The sequence below is a fragment of the Paraburkholderia sp. JHI2823 genome (assembly GCF_038900695.1).
GTDB lineage: Bacteria > Pseudomonadota > Gammaproteobacteria > Burkholderiales > Burkholderiaceae > Paraburkholderia > Paraburkholderia mimosarum.
On the sequence record NZ_JAYMRY010000003.1, the window covers coordinates 230,308 to 255,566 of the forward strand.

At 67.4% G+C, this 25,259-nt stretch carries 20 protein-coding genes and 1 pseudogene; 13 read left to right on the forward strand and 8 right to left on the reverse strand.

Features of this window, described 5'->3' with window-relative positions; genetic code table 11:
• Positions 1-24 precede the first annotated feature (24 nt).
• Together VSR34_RS05435 and VSR34_RS05440 are read right to left on the reverse strand one after the other, a co-directional pair.
• Positions 25-492, reverse strand: a complete 468-nt coding sequence (locus VSR34_RS05435; RefSeq protein ID WP_028210245.1) for a Cd(II)/Pb(II)-responsive transcriptional regulator — start codon at positions 490-492, stop codon at positions 25-27.
• 100 nt (positions 493-592) lie between these two features.
• Positions 593-787: a hypothetical protein gene (locus tag VSR34_RS05440; protein WP_238327627.1), complete on the reverse strand. Its 195-nt coding sequence runs from the start codon at positions 785-787 to the stop codon at positions 593-595.
• A gap of 108 nt (positions 788-895) precedes the next feature.
• Here VSR34_RS05440 and VSR34_RS05445 point away from each other — a divergent pair, with 108 nt between their 5' ends.
• Positions 896-3,079: a heavy metal translocating P-type ATPase gene (locus tag VSR34_RS05445; RefSeq protein ID WP_042289496.1), complete on the forward strand. Its 2,184-nt coding sequence runs from the start codon at positions 896-898 to the stop codon at positions 3,077-3,079.
• Positions 3,080-3,144: 65 nt separating this feature from the next.
• Here VSR34_RS05445 and VSR34_RS05450 read toward each other — a convergent pair whose 3' ends face one another.
• Positions 3,145-7,833 (reverse strand): DEAD/DEAH box helicase, encoded by a 4,689-nt coding sequence (locus tag VSR34_RS05450; RefSeq protein ID WP_342962043.1) that lies wholly within the window; start codon positions 7,831-7,833, stop codon positions 3,145-3,147.
• 254 nt (positions 7,834-8,087) lie between these two features.
• On the opposite strand from VSR34_RS05450, the gene VSR34_RS05455 reads away from it, so the two are divergent.
• On the forward strand, positions 8,088-9,140 hold the full coding sequence (locus VSR34_RS05455; protein WP_028230442.1) for an aldo/keto reductase: 1,053 nt from the start codon (positions 8,088-8,090) through the stop codon (positions 9,138-9,140).
• Between the two features lie 121 nt (positions 9,141-9,261).
• Here VSR34_RS05455 and VSR34_RS05460 read toward each other — a convergent pair whose 3' ends face one another.
• Complete coding sequence (locus VSR34_RS05460; RefSeq protein ID WP_028210243.1) at positions 9,262-9,612, reverse strand: BON domain-containing protein; 351 nt, start codon at positions 9,610-9,612, stop codon at positions 9,262-9,264.
• Between the two features lie 337 nt (positions 9,613-9,949).
• Between VSR34_RS05460 and VSR34_RS05465 the strand changes: the two genes are divergently transcribed.
• Complete coding sequence (locus VSR34_RS05465) at positions 9,950-11,488, forward strand: RNA polymerase factor sigma-54 (RefSeq protein WP_028210242.1); 1,539 nt, start codon at positions 9,950-9,952, stop codon at positions 11,486-11,488.
• 20 nt (positions 11,489-11,508) lie between these two features.
• On the opposite strand, the gene VSR34_RS05470 is transcribed toward VSR34_RS05465, so the two are convergent.
• Positions 11,509-12,336 (reverse strand): DUF72 domain-containing protein, encoded by an 828-nt coding sequence (locus tag VSR34_RS05470; RefSeq protein WP_036018060.1) that lies wholly within the window; start codon positions 12,334-12,336, stop codon positions 11,509-11,511.
• A gap of 177 nt (positions 12,337-12,513) precedes the next feature.
• Here VSR34_RS05470 and VSR34_RS05475 point away from each other — a divergent pair, with 177 nt between their 5' ends.
• Positions 12,514-12,918 (forward strand): transposase, encoded by a 405-nt coding sequence (locus tag VSR34_RS05475; protein ID WP_051381350.1) that lies wholly within the window; start codon positions 12,514-12,516, stop codon positions 12,916-12,918.
• Between the two features lie 83 nt (positions 12,919-13,001).
• On the opposite strand, the gene VSR34_RS05480 is transcribed toward VSR34_RS05475, so the two are convergent.
• The gene (locus tag VSR34_RS05480) at positions 13,002-14,699 is read right to left on the reverse strand and encodes an AAA family ATPase (protein ID WP_342962044.1); all 1,698 of its coding nucleotides are present in this window, start codon (positions 14,697-14,699) and stop codon (positions 13,002-13,004) included.
• Between the two features lie 202 nt (positions 14,700-14,901).
• Here VSR34_RS05480 and VSR34_RS05485 point away from each other — a divergent pair, with 202 nt between their 5' ends.
• The 7 genes from VSR34_RS05485 (at position 14,902) to VSR34_RS05515 (ending at position 20,601) form a co-directional block, all read left to right on the forward strand.
• Positions 14,902-15,879 carry a hypothetical protein gene (locus tag VSR34_RS05485; protein ID WP_028210240.1) on the forward strand — a complete coding sequence of 326 codons (978 nt, stop codon included), beginning with the start codon at positions 14,902-14,904 and terminating at the stop codon, positions 15,877-15,879.
• A gap of 189 nt (positions 15,880-16,068) precedes the next feature.
• Positions 16,069-17,055 carry a zinc-dependent alcohol dehydrogenase family protein gene (locus VSR34_RS05490; protein WP_028210239.1) on the forward strand — a complete coding sequence of 329 codons (987 nt, stop codon included), beginning with the start codon at positions 16,069-16,071 and terminating at the stop codon, positions 17,053-17,055.
• Positions 17,056-17,311: 256 nt separating this feature from the next.
• Entirely contained in the window at positions 17,312-17,773 is a 462-nt protein-coding gene (locus VSR34_RS05495) for a universal stress protein (protein WP_028210238.1), read from the forward strand.
• 452 nt (positions 17,774-18,225) lie between these two features.
• A complete protein-coding gene (locus tag VSR34_RS05500; RefSeq protein ID WP_028230443.1) occupies positions 18,226-18,762 on the forward strand; it encodes a hypothetical protein in 537 nt (178 codons plus the stop codon).
• Positions 18,752-19,498, forward strand: coding sequence for an acetoacetyl-CoA reductase (phbB, locus tag VSR34_RS05505; RefSeq protein ID WP_028210236.1), 747 nt, complete (start codon positions 18,752-18,754; stop codon positions 19,496-19,498). The genes VSR34_RS05500 and phbB overlap by 11 nt, the downstream gene beginning before the upstream one ends.
• A gap of 252 nt (positions 19,499-19,750) precedes the next feature.
• Positions 19,751-20,179, forward strand: coding sequence for an Hsp20/alpha crystallin family protein (locus tag VSR34_RS05510; RefSeq protein ID WP_342962045.1), 429 nt, complete (start codon positions 19,751-19,753; stop codon positions 20,177-20,179).
• Positions 20,180-20,391: 212 nt separating this feature from the next.
• Positions 20,392-20,601 (forward strand): hypothetical protein, encoded by a 210-nt coding sequence (locus tag VSR34_RS05515; RefSeq protein WP_028210234.1) that lies wholly within the window; start codon positions 20,392-20,394, stop codon positions 20,599-20,601.
• Between the two features lie 818 nt (positions 20,602-21,419).
• On the opposite strand, the gene VSR34_RS05520 is transcribed toward VSR34_RS05515, so the two are convergent.
• Positions 21,420-21,803 carry a DUF488 family protein gene (locus VSR34_RS05520; protein ID WP_342962116.1) on the reverse strand — a complete coding sequence of 128 codons (384 nt, stop codon included), beginning with the start codon at positions 21,801-21,803 and terminating at the stop codon, positions 21,420-21,422.
• Positions 21,804-21,863: 60 nt separating this feature from the next.
• Positions 21,864-22,427, reverse strand: a pseudogene (locus VSR34_RS05525) (uracil-DNA glycosylase family protein); the annotation flags it as partial.
• A 237-nt stretch (positions 22,428-22,664) separates the two neighbouring features.
• Between VSR34_RS05525 and VSR34_RS05530 the strand changes: the two are divergent.
• Positions 22,665-23,714 carry a patatin-like phospholipase family protein gene (locus VSR34_RS05530; RefSeq protein WP_028210233.1) on the forward strand — a complete coding sequence of 350 codons (1,050 nt, stop codon included), beginning with the start codon at positions 22,665-22,667 and terminating at the stop codon, positions 23,712-23,714.
• On the forward strand, positions 23,711-25,201 hold the full coding sequence (locus VSR34_RS05535) for a GntP family permease (protein ID WP_028210232.1): 1,491 nt from the start codon (positions 23,711-23,713) through the stop codon (positions 25,199-25,201). Before VSR34_RS05530 ends, VSR34_RS05535 begins: the two co-directional genes overlap by 4 nt.
• Positions 25,202-25,259: the final 58 nt, after the last annotated feature.

Consider the following 25,259-nt stretch of genomic DNA (forward strand, 5'->3'; position numbering starts at 1 on the left):
GCAGCTTGCACTGCGGGAGACGCATCAGCGGCGTTGACGTGCCGGTGCGTCGTTTGCAGCATGGCCGTCGCCATGGCATGAGCAGCTTTCGTCGTCGATGGGTTGTTCCAGACTTTTCATGATCCCGCACCCGGCGCTGCTGCTCTGATGGGTGCGGCAGCTCTCGCGCAACGTGCGCAACTGCTGCTCCAGCACGCGCATCGATTCGATTTGCTCGTGAATGCGCGCGATCTGGTTGTCGATCAACTCGTTGACTTCGTCGCAAGGCTGGCCAGGATCGGCCTGGAAGCGGCGCAGCATGCGGATGTCCGCCAGCCCGATGCCGAGCGACCGGCAATGGCGGATGAAGTTGAGCTGCGCGGCGTGGATGGCGGTGTAACTCCGGTATCCGTTGGTCTCGCGCGCGGGCTCGTCCAGCAGGCCCTCACGCTCATAAAAGCGCACCGTTTCGACATCGCAGTTTGCGAAACGCGCCAGTTCACCAATTCGCATGGTCGCGGTTCTCCTGAATCACTTGACCCTGTAGCCACTACAGGCTGTTCAATGATTTTGTCACTTTGGGGAGAAATCGGCGATGAACCATGGCTTCTTGTCACGGCTTGGTGTCGCGCAGCGCTTGCGTGCGCGTGACGAAGAAAGGGCGGCCGGAGGCGCCAGCGGCGCGTGTTGCGAGGCGGACAGGGCCAGCGCGCCTGCTGGCGGCTGCTGCCACCAGCATGGGCATGAAGATCACGGCCACGATCACGATCGCGGCCACAGCCACAGCCACAGCCACGATCACGGCCATGCCGAAAGCTGCTGTCACAGCGCCGCACAGGAGCGCGCGCCGGAGCACGCGCGTTGCCAGGCACCGGCACCCGAAGGCGCCAGGCGCGCGCGCTGGCGCATCGACAACATGGATTGCCCGACCGAGGAGCGTCTGATCCGCAACCGGCTCGAGCCGATGCCGAGTGTCGTGCGTCTCGACTTCGACCTGCTCGCTCGCGAGCTGACCGTGCATCACCGGCTCGACGATACGCAGCCGGTCGTCGATGCATTGCTCGCTCTCGACATGTCCCCGCGCGCGCTCGATGCGACCGCTGCGGTGCAAGGCACGCCGCCGGCCTCGCCCGGCATCGCCCTGCGCCAGAAGCTGCTGCTCGCTGCGAGCGGCATCGCAGCCGCAGGCGCCGAGGTGCTTGCGTGGAGCACCGGCCACGAAACCGGCCTGCCGGTGCTGGCCTGCGCGGTCGTCTCGCTGTTGTGCGCGGGGCTGCCCACGCTGCGCAAGGGCTGGATTGCGCTGCGCAATTTCACCATCAACATCTATTTCCTGATGTCGCTCGCACTCATGGGCGCGGTCGCGATCGGCAAGTGGCCCGAGGCCGCGATGGTCGTCTTCCTGTTCGCACTCGCGGAGGAAATCGAGGCGCTATCGCTCGAACGCGCGCGCCACGCCATCCGCGCGCTCACCGCGCTCGCGCCCGAAACTGCCGAGGTCTGGCAGGCCGGCGACGGCGTCGCCGCGACGGGCGAATGGCGCGAGTGCGCGGTGAGCGCGGTAGTCATCGGCAGCCGCATCCGGGTGCGCACCGGTCAGCGCGTGCCGCTCGACGCGCGCGTCACCGCGGGCCGCGCCGCGCTCGACCAGGCGCCGATCACGGGCGAAAGTCTGCCCGTCGACAAGGAGGCCGGCGCGGCGCTGTACGCGGGCAGCATCGTCGTCGATGGCGTGGTCGAGGCGCTCGTCACCGCCGCCGCGCAGGACAGCACGCTCGCGCGCATCGCGGCCGCGGTGCAGGAGGCGCAGGCGCAACGTGCGCCCACGCAGCGTTTCGTCGATCAGTTCGCCCGCTATTACACGCCGGCCGTCGTCGCACTCGCCGTGATCATCGCGCTTGCCGGGCCGCTCGCATTCGGCGGCGCATGGAGTGCCTGGCTCTACAAGGCGCTCGTGTTGCTCGTGATCGCCTGTCCGTGCGCGCTCGTCGTCTCGACGCCGGTGACGGTCGTGAGCGGCCTCGCCGCCGCCGCGTCCCACGGCATGCTCGTGAAGGGCGGTGTCTGGCTCGAACGTGGCCGGCTCCTCAAGGCCGTCGCGCTCGACAAGACCGGCACGCTCACCCGCGGCGAGCCCGTGCTGACCGACGTGCTCGCAGCGCCCATGCGAGCGCTGGCTACCGCTGGCGCGCCAGCCGAAACGCCGCCGCTTTCGGTTGACGAGGCACTGCGCATCGCCGCGAGCCTCGACGACGCGAGCACGCACCCGGTCGCGCGTGCGTTGGTCGAGGGCTGGCGGGCGCGTCAGCCGGATGCGCGCCTCTTCCCGGTCGATCAGTTCGCGGTGCTGGGCGGCCGCGGCGTGCAGGGGCGCGTCGACGGCGCGCGCTGGAGCCTCGGCAATCACCGTCTGGTCGAGGAACTCGGCTTATGCTCGCCCGAACTGGAGGCGCAACTCGCGGGCCTTGAGCTTTCGGGCAAGACCGCGATCGTGTTGTGCACGCCGGAGTCGGCCGTTGCCGTATTCGCCGTGGCCGACGCGCTGCGCGAAGAGAGCGCGCCGGCCGTGCGCGCCTTGCGCTCGCTTGGCGTCACGCCTGTCATGCTGACCGGCGATAACGTATCGACTGCGCGAGCGATCGCCGATCAGCTGGGCATCGACGATGCGCGCGGCAATCTGCTGCCGCAGGACAAGCAGGACGCGATCGCCGCGCTCTCCGGGCAGTACGGCATGGCCGCGATGGTCGGTGACGGCGTGAACGACGCGCCCGCCCTCGCGCGCGCCGATATCGGCTTCGCAATGGGCGCGGCGGGCACGGCCACCGCACTCGAAACCGCCGACGTGGCGATCATGGACGACGATCCTCGCAAGATCGCTGCGTTCATCGGGCTTTCTCGCAAGACTGCCGCGGTGCTCATGCAAAACATTGCGTTCGCGCTCGGCATCAAGGCCGTCTTTCTCGTGCTCGCGCTGGCAGGCGAGGCCACGCTCTGGATGGCCGTGTTCGCCGACGTGGGCGCGAGCCTGCTCGTCGTGGCGAACGGCCTGCGTGTGCGCCGGCATTTCGGTGCGGTGCGACAGGCGATGAAGCCTGCATGAGAAACATCCGTGCGGCGACTCAACGCAACTAACAGCCAAACCCGCGGCGGTGCTCCAAACGCGGCTCACCAAGGCCTGGTGAGCCGCGCGCGCAGCGCGGCTCGCGTGCCTTCGTCGAATTCGCCGAGAAAGGCGAAACGCCCTGCAATCAGGGTCGCGGCAGGCACGCCGTCGCGGAACACGATGCGGTTGCCGACTACAGCCGGCACCTTTTCCCCCGGCAGCAGCGTGCCGACGAGATTGAGCGGATCGGCCGCGCTTACGCACACAAGCTGTCCGCCTTCTCCTGGTGTGGGCGCGCGCCGCCGTACGTCGCGCAGCAGCGCCACGGCTTCGGGTAGCGCGAACTGTTCGCCCGAAATACCGGTGATGAAGCGCCCGCCGCGCGCTTCGCCGCGCGCCTCCATCCGATGCAGCACGCGCAAAACGTCGCGCCAGGGTGGCAACCAGGGCGCTTCGCGCGCGAGCAGATGCCAGCTGACGACGCCATACCGGCGCAGCAGGACGTCGGCGATATGCGCCAGCCGTTCCGGATCGGCGGGCGGACGGCGAGCCGCCGCCGTGGTGGCCGACGGTCTGGCGCGCGCGAGCGCTGGCGCGCGGGGGGCGGCGACGACGTTGCCGTTCGAAGCAGCCGGCGCTTTCCCGACGAACGACGTTGCATCCTCGGTGTCCGTGAGCGGGGCGGCCAGAGTATCCGCCAAAGGGTCTGGCAACTGAGCCGCCAACGGATCTGCCAACGAACCTACCAACGAATCTGCCAACTGAGCCGCCGAAGAAGTCGCCAACGGCACGCGCCGCAGTGTCGCCCAGCGCCCCGCGTCGGCCATGCCGCCCGCGAGCGGCGCGAAACCGCGTGGCCGGCGCCGGCCGGGATGCGCGCCGCGCTGCGCCGCCGGCTTCACGAGTGTCCGCAGCCCGGCGAAGCTGTCCGCGTTCACGAGCCCTGCCGCCACCAGTTCGCCCAGTGCGTTTTCCAGTTCCACGCCGAGCAGATGCGCATCCGCGGTCAGCTCGTCGAAGAACATTGCGCCGTTTCGCATCAGCGCCTCATACACGCGCCGCGCGCGCGCCGACAGACCGGCGGTGTCGGGCGCTTCGACGAGCGCCATCCAGTGCGCCAGTTCGCGGCGCGAGAGCAGCACGACCGGCGTGCTGCGCACCGTCGACGCCGCCGCCGCGCGCGCGGGCAGCCGCGCCCAGGCGAGATGCCCCGAGCGGCATAGCTCGTCGAGCAGCATCGGCGTGTAATCGTCGATACGAGCCGGCAGGATCTCGTCTTCCCACGCGAGCGCGGAGGCCTCCCAGCCTTCCAGCTGGTCGAGCACGGCAGCCAGCGCGTCGCGGCCCGACCCGCGCGTGCCGGGCGCCACACGCTGCCATTCGAACAGGAAGCGCATGAAATCGTGGCGCTCGACAGGCTCTATCTCGCGTCTGAGCTTGCGCACCGTGTAGCGGTGAATGCGCGCAAGCAGATGGCGTTCGCACCATTCGTCCTGGCCGCCTCCCATCGCGGCAGACGTAAAGCGCCCGCGCATCACGGCGCCTTCCGCTTCGAGGTGCGTAAGCGCGAGCGCCACCACGCTTGCTTCGAGCGCAAGCGGCCGCGCCGCCTGCGCGACCGTGAGCGGTCCGAACCCCGACAGGCGCGCACGCACGATCTCGACGAGCGCCGCTTCCTCGGTCCACGCCTGCGCATATTCGGGCGGCGGCGTGAGCGGCGGCTCGCACTGCGCCTGCGGATAAATGGCCTGCACGCATGCCAGCCTCTCCACGGCCACCCACAGCGCGTCATGCTCCGCAACCGGAATGCGCGTCGCGCGACCTTGCGCCGCCAGGTCGCCGAGCCATGCGAGCCACTGCGGCTCGCGCTGCGCCTCGCTTTGCGCAAGCGCGCCGAGGCTCGTGAGCGCGTCGTGCATTTCGTCGGCATCACGCGCCTGGGGCCAGGCTTCCTCGCGCACGCTTGCGATCGCTTCGGGGTCGAGCGCGCCGAGATCGTCGGTGGACTCGGGGTCGCTCCAGCGGCGCGACAGCACGGCCTGCGTGCGGCGTTCTTCTATCGGCGCGTCGTCGAGGAACGCATAAGGGCGTGCCGTGAGGATTTCGGCGGCGAGCGGCGAGGGGGCTGGCAGCTCGCGCACCACGAGCGTCACCTCGCCCGCTTCGATGCGGCGCAGGAGCGCGATCCATGCTTCGGAGTCCATCGCGTCGTGCAGGCAGTCGTCGAGGGTCTGGTCGACGAGCGGATGGCGCGGCACGTCTCGCTCGCCCGCGATGTTCTCGACGCACGCCGCCTGATCGGGGAACACGGCCGCGAGCAGATCCTCGCTGCGCATGCGCTGGATCTGCGGCGGTGTCTTGCGTCCGCCGGTCTGGCGCGGCAAGGCCAGCGCCGTGGTCGCGTTCCAGCGCCAGCGCACGCCGAAGAGCGGCGCGTCCAGCAGCGCCTGGACGAGCAGATGCTCAGCGGAGTTCGAATGCAGATAGCGCCACACCTCATCGAGCGCGAAGCTGTGCGCGCCGGTGAGCGAGAGGATGATGGCGTCCTCGGTCGCGGCGGCTTGCAGTTCGAAATTGAACTGGCGGCAAAAGCGCTTGCGCAGCGCGAGACCCCACGCGCGGTTCAGCCGGCTGCCCAACGGTGCGTGGATGACCAGTTGGGTGCCACCCGATTCGTCGAAAAAACGCTCCATGACGAGCGTGTCCTCGGTCGGCAGCACGGTGAGCGCGGCGCGGGCGCGCGCGAGATATTCGACGATCTGGCGCGCGGGGGCATCGTCGATATCGAGCGCGGCGGCAAGCTTTGACGTGGCGCGATCGACCACCGGGGAAGATGGGGCATCGTCCGCCGCGCCGGCGCTCGCGCTTGCGGTCGTGCTCGCGCTCGCCTCGATCAGTGCCGCCTCGACCTGCTTGCGCAGCCGTGAAATCGCGTGCGAAAGCTCGTCGCTGCGGCCCGGTGCTTCGCCGAGCCAGAACGGAATGTTGGGCGGCTGCCCCTGGGCATCTTCCACGCGCACGCGTCCAGCCTCGATGCGCAGAATCCGGTACGAGGCGTTGCCGAGCTGGAACACGTCGCCCGCAAGGCTTTCGACGGCGAAGTCCTCGTTGACGGTGCCGATCTGCACGCCTTGCGGCTCCAGCAGCACCGAGTAATCGGCGTTGTCGGGTATCGTGCCGCCCGAAGTCAGCGCGACGAGCCGGGCGCCGCGCCGCGCGCGCAGCGTATGGCTCACCACGTCGCGGTGCAGGTAGGCCGCGCGCGGCCCGTGACGGCTCGTGTAGCCCTCGGCGAGCATGCGCAGCACCGCATCGAACTGCGCGCGCTCGAGCGTCGCCCACGGCGTGGCGCGCCGCACGAGCGCGTAGAGGGCATCTTCTTCCCATGCCTCGCAGGCCACTTCGGCGACGATCTGCTGCGCGAGCACATCGAGCGGCGCATGCGGCAGGGCGAGGCGATCGAGTTCGCCGCGCCTCACGCTGTCGAGCAGCGCCGCGCATTCGATCAGATCGTCGCGCGAAGTCGGGAAGATCCGCCCCTTCGGCACGCCGCCGACCTGGTGTCCCGAGCGCCCCACGCGCTGCAGGAAGGCCGCGATCGACCGTGGCGAGGCGATCTGGCACGCGAGATCGACGTCGCCGATATCGATGCCCAGTTCGAGCGACGCCGTCGCCACGAGCACGCGCAACTCGCCGCGCTTCAGGCGCTGTTCGGCGAGAAAACGATGCTCGCGCGCGAGGCTGCCGTGGTGCGCGGCCACGGCCTCGGCGCCCAGGCGGTCGGTGAGATGGCGCGCCACGCGCTCGGCCATGCGGCGCGTGTTGACGAACACGAGCGTCGTGCGATGCATGGCGACGAGTTCGGCCATGCGGTCATACACGCGCTCCCACACATCGTTCGCCATGATGGCTTCGAGCGGCACGGGCGGCACTTCGATCGCGAGGTCGCGTGTTCGCGTATGTCCGACGTCGACGATCTCGCAGGCGGGCGCGTTGGCGTTCGGATCCTGTGCCGCTTCGCCCATGCCCACCAGAAAGCGCGCGACGGTCCCGATCGGCTTTTGCGTAGCCGAAAGCCCGATACGCAGCAGGCGCGTGCCGCACAGCGCATCGAGCCGCTCGAGGCTCAGCGCGAGGTGGCAGCCGCGCTTGTTGCCCGCGAGCGCATGGATCTCGTCGACGATCACGGTGCGCGCGCCAGCCAGCATGCGGCGGCCCGACTCGGAGCCGAGCAGCACGTAGAGCGACTCGGGTGTCGTCACGAGGATATGCGGCGCGCGCTTTCTGAGCGCGGCGCGCTCGGGCTGCGGCGTGTCGCCGGTGCGCACCGCCGTGCGGATCTCGACCGGTGGCAGGCCGAGGCGCGCGAGCTCCGCGCCGATCCCTTCGAGCGGCCGCTCGAGATTGAGCCGGATGTCGTTGGAGAGCGCCTTGAGCGGCGAAACGTAGACGACGAGGGTAGTATCGGGCAGCGCGCCGCGATTCGCGAGGCCTTCGCGCACCAGTTCGTCGAGCGCGCCGAGAAACGCGGTGAGCGTCTTGCCCGAGCCCGTCGGGGCCGCGACGAGCGTCGCGCGCCGGCTCGCGATGAGCGGCCAGGCGGCGCGCTGGGCGGCGGTGGGCGCGTCGAAGCTGCGCCGAAACCAGCCGGCGACGGCCGGATGAAATTGCGCGAGCACGTCGCCGGCGCCCTCGTCATGCGCGGCGAGAGCCGGTGCGTGCGGATCGTTGACAGGTGTGGGCGAGGTCATCCGGATGAATAGCGGCGACGGGGCGTTCGCGGCTCGTGCGCTCGTGCGTCGCGGTGGTTCGTGCACGCCTGCAAGTCTCGCAGCTTTCGCGGGCCCTTGCCAGGCACGAACCCAGGCACGAACCCAGGCGAACCGGGTGCGCATCAGGCATGAACCCTGCACGATCGCCGGCCGGCATCCGGCAAGCGCGGCGCGATCGCACGCAGTATCCTCGCCGCGTTGGACTTTCCCTCGACCCACGACGGAGTCACACCATGCGCTACAACCCCTTGGGCCGCACCGGCCTGTTCGTTTCGGAACTCTGCCTCGGCACCATGACGTTCGGCGGCGGCGCGGGCATCTGGAACCAGATCGGCGATGTCCAGCAGTCCGACGCCGAGCGCCTGGTCGGCCGCGCGCTCGAAGCCGGCGTCAATTTCATCGATACCGCCGATGTCTACTCGCAGGGCGTCTCCGAGCAGATTACCGGACAGGCGCTCAAGAATCTCAAGATCCCGCGCGAGCAGGTCGTGATCGCGACCAAGGTGTTCGGCGAAATGGGATCGTCGCCGAACGAGCGCGGCGCCACGCGGTACCACATCATGGACGGCGTGAAGGCGAGCCTGAGGCGCCTGCAGCTCGACCACATCGACCTCTACCAGATTCACGCATTCGATCCCGTCACGCCCATCGAAGAGACGGTGCGTGCGCTCGATGCGCTCGTCCGGCAGGGGCACGTGCGCTACGTCGGCGTCTCGAACTGGGCGGCGTGGCAGATCGTCAAGGCGCTTGGCGTGGCGCACCGCGAGGGGCTCGCGCGCTTCGAATCGCTGCAGGCCTACTACACGATCGCGGGGCGGGATCTCGAACGGGAACTCGTGCCGATGCTGGAAAGCGAAGGCCTCGGGCTCATGGTCTGGAGCCCGCTCGCGGGCGGGCTGTTGAGCGGGAAGTACGGGCGCGACAAGCAAGGCGAGACGGGCAGCCGCCGGACCACGTTTGACTTTCCGCCGGTGAATCGCGAACGGGCTTGGGATTGCCTGGACGCGATACGGCCCATCGCCGAGGCGAAAGGCGTGTCGGTCGCGCAAATCGCGCTTGCCTGGCTGTTGAATCAAAAGGCGGTGACCTCGGTGATCATCGGTGCGAAGCGCTTGGATCAGCTCGACGACAACCTCGCCGCGACGAAAGTGAAGCTCAGCGCGGAGGAAATCGGCGTGCTGGACAAGGCGAGCGCGTTGCCCGCGGAGTATCCCGGCTGGATGCTGGCGCGCCAGGGCGAGCAACGGCGCGCGCAACTCAGGCAATCGCGGCAAGGCGACGAGTGAAGGAGGACGGAGGCGCGCCGGCGAAGCATTGCCGTTTGTGATGACTCGATGGTCTCACGGGTCACACGCCCGGACGCTCCGTGCGCGTCCGGGCACGGGGCTCTCTGGCCCGGCAGGGCCCTTAGCTCGCCGCCGAGACCTTCAGGTGGTTCTTCACCGAGGTCACGCCCGAGACCCCTTCCACGACCTGTTTGGCGTTGTCGCGGTCCTCGGCGGTCGGCACGGTGCCCGTGAGCGAGACGACGCCCCTATGCGTTTTCACGTGGATGTGCTCGGACTTGACGTTCTTGGCGCCGAGCAGTTCGGCCTTGACCTTGGTCGTGATCGTTGCGTCGTCAACGTGCTGGCCCATGGATTCCGAGCTGCCGGAAGGCGCGGTGCTATGCGTCGTCGTGGTCTGCGCACCGGCCATCAGTGCGAACGTCATGCAGGCGGCGCCGGCCGCGGTCTTGAGAATCAGGATGCGCTTCATGGCTGCTCCTTTTCTGGTTGCGGTCGCTGGTTTTCCCGCAAGGTTCGTGCCGCCCAACGCTCGATGCGCGCAGCGCTCCATTGAAAGCCCGCTGGAAGCTGCTGCAACGCGCCGCCGTTCAGGATGACAGCGCAGTCTGCGCGGTCTGGGTTTCCGTCCTCCGCCGGACACAATTTTCCGCATGCGTTGTAAAAATCTCCACGGTCGAGCCGCGAAAACGGTGTGCGAACCGGGCTGTGCAAGTGGCGATCCCGTTTGAGAACAGGGGCTTGTGAAAACTGGCATGGGTGTTGCGTCAGGGCGATCACCTACTCAATTCAACACAAACGGGATTGCCATGCCTTCCATCGCGTTACACGCGCGCCAGCATTTGGCGCTCACGCCGCGTCTTCAACAGGCGGTGAGGCTGTTGCAACTGTCATCGCTCGAATTTCAACAGGAACTGCGCGAAGCGCTCGATACCAATCCGTTCCTGGAATACGTGCCACCCGCCTCGGAGACAGGCGAGGCCGCCGAAGCGGCCGATGGCGCCGCGGGCATCGGCTCCGCAGCCGCCCCAGTGGCCGAGGCCCCGGCCATCGCAACAGACGGCGCGGTCGAGTCCGGCCTCGATGCCGGCATGGCCCAGGACGCGGCCCCGTACTCCGAACCCTCGTACGGTGAGGGCGAGTCCGCCTACAGCGACGACGGCTCGGGCTACACCGCCGAGTTGCCTTCTCCGGGCGGCCTGCGCACCTCGAGCTATCGGGGGGGCGAGGATGGCGAATCCGAAGCTTCCGACTGGGTGCGTGTGCCGATTTCGCTGCGCGAGCAACTGCATGACGCGCTGCGTCTGTCGCCGCTCGACGACCTCGACCGCGCGGCGACGCAGGTCGTGATCGAGGCGCTCGACGAGGACGGCTATCTGCGCCAGGATCTCGCCGATCTCGCCGACGGGGAGGGCGCCGACGACGGACTCGACGAGGACCGTCTGCGCGTGGGATTGCGCGTGGTGCAGACGCTCGATCGCCCGGGCATCGGCGCGCGTTCGCTTTCCGAGTGCCTCGCGCTCCAGCTCGACGCCATGCCTCACGACACGCCGCATCGCGAACTCGCCATGCAGATCGTCACGCAGCACCTCGAACGTCTCGCGCGCCGCGAACATGGCGAACTGCAGCGGCAACTCGGCTGCGACGCCGCCTCGCTGCAAGCCGCGATCGCGCTCGTGCGCCGCCTCGACCCGAAGCCTGGCAACCACTACGGGCGCGCGGACGGCGGCTATGTCGTCCCTGACGTGATCGTGCGCCAGGTGCGCGGCAAGTGGGTGGTGAGCGTGAACCCTGCTATCGAGCCGCGCGCTCGCATCCACAAGCTTTATGCGGAGATGTTCGCGCGCTCGGACCAGACGAGCCGCTCGCCGCTCGCCCAGCAGTTGCAGGAAGCGCGCTGGCTGATCCGCAATGCGCACAAGCGCTGCGAGACGATCTTGCGCGTGGGCGAGTGCATCGTCGCCCGGCAGAAGGCTTTCTTCCAGTACGGCGAAATCGCGTTGCGCCCCATGCTGCTGCGCGACGTCGCCGACGAACTCGGGCTGCACGAATCGACCGTCTCGCGTGCGACCGGGAACAAGTACATGGCCACACCGCGCGGCATTTTCGAGTTCAAGCGCTTCTTCCCGCGGGAACTGGAAACGCGCACGGGCGGCACGTGCTCGGCGGCGGCGGTGCGCGCGCTCATCAAGGAGATGATCGACGCCGAGGATCCGCGCGATCCCCTTTCCGACGTCAACCTGACGCAGGAACTCGAAAAGCAGGGCGTGCAGGTGGCGCGTCGCACGGTCACGAAGTATCGGCAGATGATGAAGCTGCCAGCGGCCGAGATGCGGCGGCAGATTTGAGGCGCGACAAACGATGAAAGCTAACGCGTGCCCAGACGTTCGATCAAGGCCATCGCCGCCGCCGGGTTCCGTTCCTTGAAGCCGCTGATGACGTAGAGAAAAACGTCCCGGCCAGTTTTCGCGGCGACCGGCTTCGCATAGGTCGGGAGATCGCCGGGCGTCTCGCCGCGCGACCAGGCAAGCGCGCGCTCGGCCCAGCGGTCGAGATCGGCGGATGCATAGCCTTGCGCGTGGCTCTGCGCAGTGCCCATGATCCGTGCATAGACGAATGGCGCGCTGATATCGGCGATCAGCGGGTAATCGGAATCGCCGGAGACGACGATGGCCGCATTGTGCTCGCGGGCGAGCGCGACGAATTCCGGCGTACAAAAGCTCGCATCGCGGACTTCGAGCGCGTGCCGCAGCGGACGGCCGTCGCCCTCGCGCGGTAGCAGTTCGAGAAATCTCGCGTAATCCTCAGGATCGAATCGCTTGCCCGGCGCGAGCTGCCAGTTGATCGGCCCGAGCTTGCCGCGCAGGTTCAGCACGCCGCCGTTCATGAAACGCGCTATCGCGGCGCCGGCTTCGGCCAGCACGCGGCGATTCATTGCAAAGCGGGGACCCTTCACGGAGAAGACGAAGTCGTCGGGCGTTTCATCGTGCCAGCGCCTGAAGCTTTCCGGGCGCTGCGCGCCGTAATACGTACTGTTGATCTCCAGCGTCGAGAGATGGCGGCTTGCGTACTCCAGTTCGCGGCGCTGCGCGAGTCCCTTGGGATAGAACGCACCGCGCCACGGCGCATAGATCCAGCCGCCGACGCCCACGCGAATCTGGCCCTGCCGGGATTTCGAACGGGATGAAGACGCCATCGGAACTCCACTGCCGTTGCCGGAAGGCGCAGTGTAGCGCAACGCTGCGGCCGCGCCACGGTCGTCGCGTCGGCGCGCGTGTCGGCATTCGTCGGCCATTTTAGGCATCGTCCGATATTTTCTTGTCGGCTGGGAGGCTACTGTAGTTGTGTCAGACAACCTCATATGGATCATCAGATGTCTTCCCGCATATCTCCGGAACTGACAGATGCGCAATGGCGCAGCATCGAGCCGATGTTTCACGAAATCCGCGTCGATCCTCGTCGTCGCGGGCGCCCTGCACATAATCCCCGCCTCGTTTTCGCGGGAATCCTCTGGGTGCTGGCGACCGGCTCGGTCTGGTCGAAAATGCCCGAGTGCTATCCCGATTTCCGAACCTGCCATCGCCGTTTCAAGGTGTGGTTCGAGGCCGGCCTTGTCCATCGCGCCATGGAACGTCTGCACGGCGAGGAAGGGCTGCTGCTGTGCGAGGCGATCTCTGCGCGCATGCGGCCGTGGTCTGCGCCGGTCGGCCGCAGGCCACGCTTTCCGGTCGCTTCCACGCTGCGCTGGCCGCTCGTGCGTCCGTTCGTCGAGCGTTGATCGTCGAGCGTTGATCGTCAATCGTTGATCGTCGAGCGGGCAGCTGCTGGGTTCCGGCAGCGGTTGATGGGTCCGCTGGTGGGTCAAATTTTCCCGCCTTCCGCGTGCAGGCGCTCGAACAACGGCGCCCACCATTGCGGACGCGAAAACGCCTCGATTGCCACATCGGTATCAAGATCGACGGTGTGCTGCCGCTCCTGCGCGTCGAGCGCATCGGCTTGCGCGATCTGTGCGGCGAGCACTTCAGCGCCCGCGTCGGAAGCGTTTCGCGGCCCGCGCGCACGCGCATTCACGCGCTCGGCAAGTCGAGCATGCGGTGCGTGGAAGTTCAAGATCAGCATCGGCCGGTTCAGCTCGTGCGCGAGTGCTGCGAAACGCGCACGATGCGCTGCCTTCAGAAACGTAGCATCCACGAGCGTCGTATAGCCCGCGTTAAGGACATCGCGCACATGCGCGACAAGACGTTGGTAGTGGGCGTCGAGCGCGGCTTGGGTGTAGGCGCCTGGCGGGAGTGCGTCGAGCGCGGGCGCGGCGAACGGCGCGCGGCGCTTTCGTTCCAGATCGCTCGATACCCTGATGGCCCCGCTCATGTCGGCGAGCGCACGGCTCGCGACCGATTTTCCCGAACCCGAGAATCCGTGGCACAGCAGAAGCCACGGCGCACGCTCGCGCATGTCACGCGCCTCGTTTGCCGCCAGGTTGAGGTACGACGTGATGCCGCGTGCGGCAGCGGGCGCGTCGCACATTTCAGGCGGCTCGGCCTTGAGCAACGCCACCCGTGCCCGCACAAGCGCGCGATAGACGACGTAGAGCCGCAACGCCGCGAGTCCCGCGAAATCCCCCGTTGCTTCGAGGTAGCGATTGAGCAAACGATGCGCGTGCTCTTCGTCGCCGTGCGCGCGCAGATCCATCAGCAGGAAGGCGAGATCGCAGGTCACGTCGATCCAGCGCAGCTCGTCGCTGAATTCGATGCAGTCGAACATCAATGCGTGCTGGCCGCTTCGCACGATATTGTCGAGATGGAGATCGCCGTGGCAGGCGCGCACGTACCCCTGCGCGCGACGTGAGTCGACGTGGAGCGCGAGTCTCGCGAGTTCGCTTTCGCACGTTGCGCGCAACGCCGACCGACCCACGGCATCGGCGGTGCGCGGGTCGTCTTCGAGAGGCGCGAGCGCCGCGAGGACCTGGTCACGCAGCAATGCCGCGGAGCCGAGCCGTGCCACGGGCGCCCGCGGCCCATTGCCGGCCCGGCGCGCGTGGCGATGACTAGCGGCCAGCTTCGTTGCAGCCGCATCGATGTCCGAAGCGCTCAGTTCGCCGTGCGAGAGCAGGTTCGAAAACAACAGGCGCTGGTCGAAGCGTCGCATGCGGACCGCATAGTCGATGACTTCCGCGTCGTCGCGTCGGGGAGCAGGCGCCCGTTTGCAGATGCCACGCCCGAGTCGGCAACGCCGTCCATCGAAAAGCAACTGGCGAACATCGCAATAGATCCGTCCCGCAAACGGCGCATTCAGGCGAATTTCAGCTTCGCAGCATCGGCGTCGAGCTTCGAGTCCAACGAAATCGACAAAGCCGAAATCGACAGGCTTCATGATCTTGTACGCATACCGCCCGGCGAGATAGACGACGGAGATATGCGTTTCGATGCGCACGACGCGCCCGGCCGGATGCGCGTAGGTCGACGCGCGCGAGAGCGCCGCGTCCACGAGGCGGCCGTGGCGGTGCGCCGCGCGCAGACGGTTGAGGACGTGGCGTGAGGTCGGGTTGTCGGACATCGGCATGAATAGCTTGGGAATCCGGGGGCGGCAGCAATGCGGCGTACGGACGAGCATACACGCGAGCGGGTGCCTGAAGCCCGTTGTGCGGCATAGCGCCGCCTTGACTGAAACGGCCTGCGAGGACACCGGGATATTGCACGTTTTGTGCGATCCGGCGAGGCTGCGCGATACTGTCAAGTTCAACCAAAGGGGAAGCTCGAAAGACATGGCGCATTTCGACGTATTCAACGGCGACGCGGACGGCATCTGCGCACTGCATCAGCTGCGCCTCGCAAGGCCGCGAGAGGCGACGCTCATCACCGGCGCGAAGCGCGACATCGCGCTGGTCGGGCGCGTGCCCGCCCGGCCGGGCGACTCGCTCACGGTGCTCGACATTTCCTTCGACGTAAACCGCGCGGCGCTCACGGCGCTGCTTGCCAAGGGTATCGAGGTCGAATATTTCGACCATCATCATGCGGGTGACCTGCCCATATGCACGAATCTCGTGGCGCATATCGACACCACGGCGCAGGTCTGCACGAGCGTGCTCGTCGACCGGCACCTCGCGGGCCGCTACCGGGCGTGGGCGATCGCCGCCGCGTGGGGCGACAACCTCCCGGACACCGCGCGCGCCCTGGTGCAGCAGGCCGGGCTCGACGCCGCGCAGGCCGGGCAGCTGCGCGAACTTGGCGAGTCGATCAACTACAACGCCTACGGCGACTGTGTCGAAGACCTCGTGATCGCGCCGCTCGATCTGTACGCTGCGCTGAAGCCGTACGCGAGCCCGTTCGATTTCATCGCCGCAGAGCCCATCGTGGGGCAACTTGCCCGTTGTCGTCGCGACGACCTCGAACTGGCCCAGGCCATTGCGCCGCTCATCGCGCTGCAGTACGGCAGTGTGTGCGTGCTGCCCGATGAGCCGTGGGCGCGGCGCGTACGCGGCGTGTTCGCCAACGTCCTCGCAAACGAGGAGCCTTCGCGCGCGCACGCGGTGCTGAGCGTGAACCCGGACGGCAACTATGCGGTGAGCGTGCGTGCGCCGCTCGCCCAGCCGCGCGGCGCGGACGAGCTCTGCCGCGCATTCCCCGGCGGCAACGGCCGGGTGAGTGCGGCAGGCATCGACTGTCTCGACTCGAAGCGGCTCGATGCGTTCGTCGCGGCGTTCGCGCGCGTCTTCGGGCGCTCCAAGCCAGTGTCGGCGTGATTTCACCTGACCTGACCCGAGCGCGGCCGGGCAGACCCGAGACGATTCGCCGCCGCTTGACGAGACGTGCATGCGCCAGCTGCGGTTGCGAATCGGGCACGCGGCACGCGATGAGCCGCCCGACCGCCTAACATGGTTTCATGAGGGTCGATGCGGCGCGAGGGCCGCACCCAGGCGAGGAGGATGGCGATGCGGGCAATGGTGTTCGACGGCGGGAATCCGCGGCTGCGTGAAGCGGAGTTACCCGACCCGGCGCCGGGCGAGGGCGAACTGCTGCTCGACGTCCGCGCGTGCGGCGTGTGCCGCACCGACCTGCACGTCGTGGACGGCGATCTTGAGCACCCGAAAAAGCCCGTCATTCCCGGTCACGAGATCGTCGGCACGGTCGCGGCGCTCGGGGCGGGCGTGACCGGTTTCGCGACCGGCGACCGCGTGGGCGTGCCATGGCTCGGTCACACCTGCGGCCATTGCCGCTTCTGCGCCGACGGGCGCGAGAACCTCTGCGACGCACCCGGCTTCACCGGCTACACCATCGACGGCGGCTACGCCACGCGCACCGTCGCCGACGCCCGCTACTGCTTTCATCTGCCGCGCCAGTACAGCGACGTCGAAGCCGCGCCGCTCCTGTGCGCGGGGCTCATCGGCTATCGGTCGCTCGCGATGGCGGGTGACGCGCAACGCATCGGCATTTACGGTTTCGGCGCGGCGGCGCATATCGTCGCGCAGGTCGCGCGTCAACAGGGGCGCACGGTCTACGCGTTCACGCGTCCCGGCGATACGGCGGCGCAGCAATTTGCCCGGCGCCTTGGCGCGGCATGGGCGGGCGGCAGCGACGAACGCGCGCCCGAGGCGCTGGACGCGGCGCTGCTGTTCGCGCCGGTCGGCGCGCTCGTGCCCGCCGCGCTGCGCGCCGTGACGAAGGGCGGCACGGTCGTGTGCGGCGGTATCCACATGAGCGACATTCCCTCGTTTCCCTACGCGTGGTTGTGGGAGGAGCGGCGCATCGTTTCGGTGGCGAACCTCACGCGCGAGGACGGCACGACCTTCATGGCGATCGCCGCGCGCCACAAGCTCGAAATCGAAACCACGCCGTATCCGCTCGTGCGCGCCAACGAGGCGCTGGCCGATTTGCGCGAGGGGCGGCTGACGGGTGCGGCGGTGCTCACGATGCGATGAGCGTGCCGCCGCCGGGATCCATGGCGCGGTCGATTCAATGGGATGGCGAAGGTGACGCTCGGTGACGGAATGGCGACAACGCGTCGCACCGACCCGTGCGCGCATCCGCACCCAAATGCGCTACAAAGATTTTTAGATGGCGCGCGCTCCGAGAGCCGGCGCGCCTTGCAACGGCCGGCCGACCGTCGCGCGGGACGCTCACGAAGTCCGCGCGCGGCCATGCCGCGCATCATGGGCGACGCCCGGGAGGTCCACGATGTACAAGCAGATTCTGGTAGCGGTAGATGGCAGCCGTAGCGGCCGGCGCGCACTGGACGAGGCCGTGAAGATCGCGAAGGCGACCGGCGGCACGGTCCAGGCGCTTTGCGTGGTGCGGCATCCGGCGCGGCTCGCGGACGTGAGCGCCGGTTTCGCGGAGGAGCAGGTGCGCAGCTCGGCCGAAAACGATGCCGCGACGGCGGCGCTCGAAGAAGCCAGGATGGTCTTCGCGCAGGCCCAGGTGGCGGGCACCACGCGCGCGGCGGACGCCAGCGGCGAGGAGATCGCCGTGGTGATCGCGCGCATCGCTGCGGAGGACGGCGCGGATCTCGTCGTGATGGGCACGCGCGGCCTTTCGGGCGTGAAGCGACTGTTGCTGGGGAGCGTGGCCGAATCGTTCCTGCGCATGGCGGACCGGCCGGTCATGCTGGTGCGCGACGAAGAGGTGTCGGCGGCCTGAATCGGGCGCCCGGCTTCACTGGCCGATCACCCGGCCGACCCACCTCCCCGTGAGCGGAGAGGGCGCGATCGGCCGGTAAGCATTTGCGGAACTTTTGTCCGCCCGGACTCCCGTTATCTTTTGCGTTCTCGCTGCATGCTTTCGGCGGCCTGGCGATCGGTCGCGAATAACTGCGAGAAACGTCGTTTGAATCGCTGCGCATCAGCCATCCCGCAATGTGACGCGATCACGCGGCGAATTGACCAATCGCCACGCGCGAACCCATCTTCGTGCCTATGATGTTGGCTTGGGCCGGCTATCTTGTGAACACGCGGCACTCCGAAGCATTTCGTCCACCATCGTCGCGCGTGAAGCGCTTTCCTTTCGCTCGCCGCAGTTCCGCCGCGGTCCCCGACCGCGGCAAATGCATTGGGCCGTGAGCCGGGCGCAAACTACTTATGGAGGAGATTGACATGCCAGCTGCTTCCCCATTCTCATCCGGTGCGCCGCTTGGCGCCGCATTTGATACCTACCGCACCAGTGCCAATGCTGCGCTGCAATGGCTCGTTGGCCAACAGGAATGGCGCGAGCGGGTTCTGAAGCTGGAGCAGCGCCGCGTCGAGCGCGATCGCGAAGCGCTGCAGGGCGCCATCGAGGCGCTGCGCACCGCGCGCGACTGGACCGATTTCGCGATCGCCACGCAATCGGTGTGGCGCGAGTATGTCGGCGCGTGCACGTCCCTCTGGCAGGAAGGCGCCGCGGCGGCGATGCAAGGCGCGAGCATGTGGTCCGACACGGCCCGCGACGTCACGCAGCAGTGGCAGCAGGCCTGCGCGGGTGCGCAAGCAGGGGCAGCCAACGCACCGGGCGCGCTGCCGATGCGCGAGTGGATGGCCGCTTTCGAACGTGCAATGAACAGCGCGACGAACGGCGCCGCTTATCCGGCGAGTTCCTCGGGCGCCGGCCGTGCCCAGGGTGCGAACGCAGGGGGAGGTCAGCATGGCCACTAAGCGCGTTGCCTTCGTGACGGGCGGCATGGGCGGCCTCGGCGAAGCGATCAGCCGGCGCCTGCATGACGCGGGCATGACCGTCGCCGTCTCGTGCTCGGCCGCGAGCCCCCGAGCGGATGCCTGGCTTGCCGCGGAGCGCGCGGCGGGCCGCGACTTCGGCTGCCATGAAATGAACGTCGCCGACTGCGAGGCGTGCGAGCGTGCGGCGCAGCAAGCGCTCGGCGATCTCGGGCAGGTCGATGTGCTCATCAACAACGCCGGCATCACGTGCGACCGCAGTTTCGTGAAGATGTCAAAAACCGATTGGGACAGGGTGCTGCGCACCGACCTCGACGCGCTCTTCAATGTGACGAAGCCGTTCTTGCCCGGCATGATCGAGCGAGGCTTCGGGCGCATCATCAATATCGGCTCGGTCAACGGCTCGCGCGGCGCGTTCGGGCAGACCAACTACGCCGCGGCGAAGGCGGGCATGCATGGTTTCACGAAGGCGCTCGCACTGGAAGTGGCCAGGAAGGGCGTGACCGTCAATACGGTGTCGCCGGGCTACCTCGCCACGCAGATGGTGGAAGCCGTGCCGAAGGACGTGCTGGATTCCCGCATCCTGCCGCAGATTCCGGTGGGCCGCCTCGGCCAGCCGGCCGAGGTCGCGGCGCTCGTGGCGTTCCTCTGCTCGGACGACGCGGCGTTCATCACCGGCGCCGACATCGCGATCAACGGCGGCATGCACATGCAATGACGTGCCGCGCGGTCAAGAATTTTTTTGGCTGCATCGAGAAGGGGGCTTGTAAACGGACCAGGTGCCTGCATGTTGGAACCATGAGCGGCATCGGCCGCGCGGCGAGAGCGGCGCGTTTCGTTGCCGCCGATTTTCCATCGGCGTCCGCAGCGGGGCATTGCGCACCGGCGCCGACCGTGTGGAAATTGAGGAGTCCGTTGCAGTGCATATCGTTGCGCGGGTAAGGAAACCGTTCGGTCCATGGAGGCATCAATGAGCAATATCTCTCGCTGTGATCCGTTTTCGCTGGACGGTGTGCCCGATCTGTTTCAGGGACTATTCCGTCCGTTGCGCGCGGCGGGCGTGGAAACACAGGCGGCAAGCGTTCGCGTCGACGTGACGGAAGACGAGGCCGGCTACACCGTAAAGGCCGAAATGCCCGGCGTAGAGAAGAAGGATATCGACGTCAAGATCGAGGGAAATCTGGTTTCGATTGCGGCAAAAGTCGAGCGGGGCGGCGAGTTGAAGGAAGGCGAGCGCGTCGTGCGCCGTGAACGGTATTCGGGCAGTGTGAGCCGCGCATTCACGCTCGCTGCGGAAATCGACGATGAAAAGGCGAGCGCCCAATACAAGGACGGCGTGCTAACCCTTACGCTGCCGAAGCGGGCGGCTGGGGCCCGTAAGCGCCTCGAAATCAACTAAGGCCGCAGCGATCTCGGCCGGCGGTGCGCAACGGTGTCTCATGCAGCTGCGCGCCGTTTTCATTTTCCTCATGCTCAGGTGCTTTCGTGTCGCGGCGGGCAACGCGTCATCGATGTTCGGCGCGTAACACGGTGCAACACAACTGTAGCGAAACTGTCCGATTGACTCGCTATGCTGGGCAAGACTGCTAAATGCAGGACTGGAGAAATCCGATGCTCAGCCACCATGAACTGGCGACGTTACTGCTGATCCGCGACGCGAACACGCCCATACAGACGCTCGATTCCGACTTTCTGGCGCTTCACCGCTACCGGCTCGTCGAAATGGACGAAGCGGGCGGCGACTCCACATTGCGCCTCACCAACCGCGGCCGCGAACTGCTGCGGCGTCTCACGCATGAGGGCGACGAGCGCAGTGCTTGAACCGGGGCCTCTTGCATGAGGCGAGGCCAGGTCTCGCGCATCGAGCGATGTGGAGTGCGTTGCGCTACGCTCGTTACATCCGTGTATTGCGGCGCATGGTTCGCTACGGCACAGTGCTGGTCCTTTGATGCAGCGAGGTTTCCGGGCTTCGCGCCACGAAGCCCGCAATCGAGCCCGCCCAGCCCGCCTTTCGGCTACTCGTTCCCGCCGTAGCCAAGTGTGGCTGGGTCGGAGTTCTTGAAGATCAAGTAGAACGGCGACTGCAACGGATTGCCAGCCGGTGCAACAATGTCACAGACCTTTGTCTTGACGAGGTTTGCAAGGGAGTATGCACCGCCGCGTAATCAAAGAAGCAAGGGGTTTCATGTAAGCCTCCAATTGTATAGGACTACAAGCGACGATGAATAACGTTGTCGATGCCATGAATCGGAGGCGCTGCTCTGCAAAACGCAAATACAGGATAACGAACCAATGAGGAACTGATTTAAACGATAAAATCAGTGTTTTTTATATTATTAAGCTGATTCGCGGGCGGCGGGAAAGGCCTGGCACTCGAAGCAAGGCATGCTTTTCGTGTTGCCTATGTCAATCTATTTTCGGGCATCGGAGAGGGCTCCCGATTGCCGAAGGACGGGAAGTCGCTATTGCTACCCCACGTGAACTATATTGGCTCGACTTACGATTCGCCTCCATCAAATGATGGAGAGCAACTATGAATACGCTGTCAACGACGCCAATTCGCCCCGCCGATGCGCGCTCTGCCGCGTCTGCAAAATCGCGACCCCGGCGCGCCGAATGGCGTGCCGCGCGTCGTTACCTTACTTGCCGCGTGACTTTTTCTCCAGATAATCGCGCAACACGATCGCGTGATTGCGCTCCGTGTCGTGCGAGCCATAGAGCAGGGTGATGTGCCCCTCGGCGGCCGCCTGGACGAGCGGCTGCCAGGCGTCCGGGCTGGCGTTCAGTTCGGCCAGATAGCGCTTCTTGAATTCGGTCCACTGCTCAGGGTCTTTGTGGAACCATTGGCGCAATTCCGTGCTCGGCGCCACTTCCTTGAGCCATTCCACGTTCGCGAGCCTTTCTTTGCTCAGGCCGCGCGGCCAGAGGCGGTCCACCAGAAAGCAGTGGTGCCCGTCATCGGGCAGGGGTTCGTAGACACGCTGGATATCGATTGCGTGTTTCGTCATCGTCGAGTCCTTCATTGCGGATTGCGCGGATTGCTCATCCCGCGCCGCGGATTTCGTTGGCGCAAAGAGCGCGCCCACGCGTTCCTGCAAGGCCGGCACCACCTCGTGCCCGAACCACGGGTGGCGTTTGAACCAGGCCTGGTTGCGCGGCGAGGGGTGCGGCAGCGGCACGAAGTCAGGCGCGTACTCGCGCCATGCCGCGACGGTTTCGGTGAGGGACGTCTTGCGCCGGTCGCCCAGAAAGTAACGCTGCGCGTACTGGCCGACCAGCAGCGTGAGGCTTACGTGCCCCAGCTGTCCGACGAGCTCTTCGTGCCAGAGCGGCGCGCATTCCGGGCGAGGCGGGTTGTCTCCGCCGCTGCCGCGGCCGGGGTAGCAAAAGCCCATCGGCACGAGCGCGACCTGGGCGGCGTCGTAGAACGTCTTGCTATCGACGCCGAGCCAAGCGCGCAGGCGCTCGCCGCTTGCATCGTCCCAAGGAATGCCCGATGCATGAACCTTCGCGCCGGGCGCCTGGCCCACGATCAAGAGACGCGCCGTCGCGCTCGCCTGGAGTACCGGACGCGGGCCGAGCGGGAGCGCGTGCGCGCAGGCGCGGCACGCGCGGATTTCCGCGAGCAGTTCTGGGAGAGGGCGCAGCGCTCGGGTAGTCGGCACGACAGGCGGAGGAAATGAGCGGGACAACCAGTCTACCAAAGGGGTTGCCTTCCGATAGGCGGGCATCGTCCGTGATGCCGCCCGGCGAACGGGACGCAGCCTGCCCGGCTTCGCCGACTCGCTGCCGATCGCGTATCGATGGCGCGCTGCGTCATGTTCGGGAGGCCATTTGCGCTTTTCCTGTACTCTCGCCAGTGGTCAATCCCGAACGGAGCCGCGATGCCTGCCGAAGCCGAGCCGTCAACCCGCACCGAACCCTTGCTCGTCGATCTCGCGCTGCAAGGCGGCGGCTCGCACGGCGCGTACACATGGGGCGTGCTCGATCGCCTGCTCGATGAGCCCTGGCTGCAGATCGAGGGCATCTCGGGCACGTCGGCCGGCGCGATGAATGCGGCCGTGCTCGCGAGCGGCCATGCGCGCGACGGCGCGGCGGGCGCGCGCGACGCACTCGAGCGCTTCTGGCGCCGCGTCGCCGACGCCGCGCGCTTCAGCCCGTTCCGGCGCGGCCCCATCGACGTGCTGCTCGGCCGCTGGACGCTCGATCATTCGCCGATGTTCGTCGCACTCGACATGATGGCGCGCGTGGTGTCCCCTTACGACCTGAACCCGGGGAGGGTGAACCCGCTGCGCGCGATCCTCGCCGAGATCATCGACTTCGACGCGCTGCGCAACTCCCGCATCAAGCTCTTCGTCACGGCCACGCGCGTCAGCAACGGCCAGGCGCGCGTGTTCCGCAACGCCGACCTGACGCCCGACGCGCTGCTCGCCTCGGCGTGCCTGCCCACGCTCTTCCAGGCCGTCGAAATCGACGGCGAGGCCTACTGGGACGGCGGCTACACGGGCAACCCCACCATTACACCGCTCATCCGCGAGACCGCTGCGGTCGACGGCATCCTCGTGCAGGTCAATCCAGTGGAGCGCGCGGGCACGCCGCGCTCCGCGCGCGACATCATCAACCGCATGAATGAGATCGCGTTCAATTCGCCGCTCATCAAGGAGTTGCGCATGATGGCCCTGCTGCACAAGGTCGCAGACGCGGGCAGCGAGGAAGGCCGCCGCTGGGCCAACATGCGCCTGCATCGCGTGCATAGCGAGAAGCTCGCCACGCTCGGCGCCTCGTCGAAGCTCAACGCGGAGTGGTCGTTCATCTCGATGCTACGCGACGAGGGCCGCCGTGCCGCCGACGACTTCCTTGCGCAGCACGGCGCGCAGCTCGGCAAGACGTCGACGTTCGATTTCGAAGCGCTGCTCGACGGGGTGCTCCAATGAGCGCCGGCGCGTTGGTCATCGGACTCGGGGGCATGCTCGCGAGCCTCGCGCTCCTCATCTGGCTTGCGTTTCGCGGCTGGAGCGTGCTGCTGCTCGCGCCGCTGTGCGCGATGGTGGCCGCGCTCGTTTCGGGCGAGCCGGTGCTCGCGCACTGGACACAGACGTTCATGTCGAGCACGGGCCGCTTTCTCGCGCAGTTCTTCCCGATCTTCCTGCTCGGCTCGCTGTTCGGCAAGCTGATGGAAGACAGCGGCTCGGTCGATGCCGTCGCGCGCCTCATGATCGACAAGCTGGGCACACGCCACGCGATCGTGGCCGTGGTGCTGGGCGGCGCGCTCGTCACCTATGGCGGCGTGAGTCTCTTCGTGGCGTTCTTCGTGCTCGCGCCGATGGCGCAGGCTCTCTTTCGCTCCGCCGATATCCCGCGCCGCCTGATGCCTGCCGCGATCATGCTCGGCACGTCCACGTTCACGATGTCGGCGCTGCCAGGCACGCCGGCGCTGCAAAACGCGATTCCGATGCCGTTCTTCGGCACGACGCCGTTCGCGGCGCCCGGCCTCGGCGTCATCGCGAGTCTCGTGATGGCGGGCTTCGGCCTGTGGTGGCTCGGGCGCGCGGCGGCGGCGGCGCGACGCAATGGCGAGGGCTTCGTCGAGCCGGACCACGGCGGCGCCGACGACGAAGCGCGCGGCAAGTCCTCGCTCGTGCGCGAGCGCGCGAGCCTCGCGCAGGCCTTCGACCCTGCCGAGATCGGCACCGGCGCGGCCGTATCGGACCACGCCGGACCGCCAGCGCCGTTCGTCGCGCTTGCGCCGCTCGTCGTCGTGGTGGCGATGAACTTCGTAATGAACGTCGTGGTGTTCCCGCGCATCGACGCTTCGTATCTCGCCGAACCGCGCTGGGGGGCGACCACGCTCTCGGCCGTGGCGGGCGTATGGGGCGTGTCGGTTGCGCTCGCGCTGGGCATCGTCGTGCTGGTGGCGTTGAACCGCAGGCGGCTCGGCACGCTGCGCGACAGTGTAGATGCGGGGGCCAACGCATCGGTGCTGCCGGTGCTCAGCGTGGGCAGCCTCGTGGGCTACGGTGCGGTGATCGCGGCATTGCCCGCGTTCGAGGCCGTGCGCGACTGGGTGCTCGGCATCGGCGGCGGCCCGCTCGTTTCGCTCGCCGTGGCCACGAACCTGCTCTCCGGGCTGACGGGGTCGGCATCCGGTGGCCTGACCATCGCCCTCGACGCGCTCGGCGGCACCTATATGCAGCTCGCTGCCCAGCACGGGATCGATCCCGCCTTGCTGCACCGCGTGGCCGTCATGTCGGCAGGCACGCTGGACAGCCTGCCGCACAACGGCGCCGTGGTCACGCTGCTGGCCGTGTGCGGCTCGACACACCGCGAGAGCTACGGCGACCTCGTGGTCGTGAGCATCGTCAGCGCGATCATCGCGCTCGCCGTGGTGATCGTGCTGGGTTCGCTGTTCGGCAGCTTCTGAGGCTTGCACGCGCCGCTGCGGCGAGCGCGCACGCGCGGCACCGGAGCGCGAACGTCCG

What these genes read in the sequence shown, in the direction of transcription:
- VSR34_RS05490 (WP_028210239.1), top strand. Translation starts at nt 16,069, where the DNA reads ATGCGGGCAATGGTGTTCGACGGCGGGAATCCGCGGCTGCGTGAAGCG.
- VSR34_RS05445 (WP_042289496.1), top strand. Translation starts at nt 896, where the DNA reads ATGGATTGCCCGACCGAGGAGCGTCTGATCCGCAACCGGCTCGAGCCG.
- VSR34_RS05435 (WP_028210245.1), bottom strand. Translation starts at nt 492, where the DNA reads ATGCGAATTGGTGAACTGGCGCGTTTCGCAAACTGCGATGTCGAAACG.
- VSR34_RS05485 (WP_028210240.1), top strand. Translation starts at nt 14,902, where the DNA reads ATGGCGCATTTCGACGTATTCAACGGCGACGCGGACGGCATCTGCGCA.
- VSR34_RS05500 (WP_028230443.1), top strand. Translation starts at nt 18,226, where the DNA reads ATGCCAGCTGCTTCCCCATTCTCATCCGGTGCGCCGCTTGGCGCCGCA.
- VSR34_RS05460 (WP_028210243.1), bottom strand. Translation starts at nt 9,612, where the DNA reads ATGAAGCGCATCCTGATTCTCAAGACCGCGGCCGGCGCCGCCTGCATG.
- phbB (WP_028210236.1), top strand. Translation starts at nt 18,752, where the DNA reads ATGGCCACTAAGCGCGTTGCCTTCGTGACGGGCGGCATGGGCGGCCTC.
- VSR34_RS05475 (WP_051381350.1), top strand. Translation starts at nt 12,514, where the DNA reads ATGTCTTCCCGCATATCTCCGGAACTGACAGATGCGCAATGGCGCAGC.
- VSR34_RS05470 (WP_036018060.1), bottom strand. Translation starts at nt 12,336, where the DNA reads ATGGCGTCTTCATCCCGTTCGAAATCCCGGCAGGGCCAGATTCGCGTG.
- VSR34_RS05520 (WP_342962116.1), bottom strand. Translation starts at nt 21,803, where the DNA reads ATGAAGGACTCGACGATGACGAAACACGCAATCGATATCCAGCGTGTC.
- VSR34_RS05510 (WP_342962045.1), top strand. Translation starts at nt 19,751, where the DNA reads ATGAGCAATATCTCTCGCTGTGATCCGTTTTCGCTGGACGGTGTGCCC.
- VSR34_RS05535 (WP_028210232.1), top strand. Translation starts at nt 23,711, where the DNA reads ATGAGCGCCGGCGCGTTGGTCATCGGACTCGGGGGCATGCTCGCGAGC.
- VSR34_RS05515 (WP_028210234.1), top strand. Translation starts at nt 20,392, where the DNA reads ATGCTCAGCCACCATGAACTGGCGACGTTACTGCTGATCCGCGACGCG.
- VSR34_RS05495 (WP_028210238.1), top strand. Translation starts at nt 17,312, where the DNA reads ATGTACAAGCAGATTCTGGTAGCGGTAGATGGCAGCCGTAGCGGCCGG.
- VSR34_RS05440 (WP_238327627.1), bottom strand. Translation starts at nt 787, where the DNA reads ATGGCCGTGATCGTGGCTGTGGCTGTGGCTGTGGCCGCGATCGTGATC.
- VSR34_RS05465 (WP_028210242.1), top strand. Translation starts at nt 9,950, where the DNA reads ATGCCTTCCATCGCGTTACACGCGCGCCAGCATTTGGCGCTCACGCCG.
- VSR34_RS05450 (WP_342962043.1), bottom strand. Translation starts at nt 7,833, where the DNA reads ATGACCTCGCCCACACCTGTCAACGATCCGCACGCACCGGCTCTCGCC.
- VSR34_RS05480 (WP_342962044.1), bottom strand. Translation starts at nt 14,699, where the DNA reads ATGCCGATGTCCGACAACCCGACCTCACGCCACGTCCTCAACCGTCTG.
- VSR34_RS05530 (WP_028210233.1), top strand. Translation starts at nt 22,665, where the DNA reads ATGCCTGCCGAAGCCGAGCCGTCAACCCGCACCGAACCCTTGCTCGTC.
- VSR34_RS05455 (WP_028230442.1), top strand. Translation starts at nt 8,088, where the DNA reads ATGCGCTACAACCCCTTGGGCCGCACCGGCCTGTTCGTTTCGGAACTC.